The organism is Catellatospora sp. KI3 (assembly GCF_029948125.1).
Lineage (GTDB): Bacteria > Actinomycetota > Actinomycetes > Mycobacteriales > Micromonosporaceae > Catellatospora.
In genome coordinates, this window is sequence record NZ_JASAMB010000096.1 from 1 (window position 1) to 209 (window position 209).

A 209-nucleotide genomic window follows, 5' to 3' on the forward strand; every position below is an offset into this window, starting at 1 on the left:
GCCCAGGAGATCAACGCCACGATGCCGGCGTACGTGGCCCGCCGGGCGCAGAACATCCTCAACGACGCCGGCAAGGCCACCAACGGCGCCTCCGTGCTCCTGCTCGGCGTCACGTACAAGCCCAACATCGCCGACAAGCGCGAAAGCCCCGCCACGCCCCTGGCCCGCGCCCTGGCCAACCTCGGCGCCAAGGTCAGCTTCCACGACCC

General features: G+C 70.8%; 1 protein-coding gene. It reads left to right on the forward strand.

Annotated features, from left to right (window positions below; translation table 11 throughout):
- The coding region (locus tag QEZ54_RS36340) for a UDP binding domain-containing protein (protein ID WP_281309328.1) at positions 1-209 on the forward strand (209 nt) is incomplete at both ends.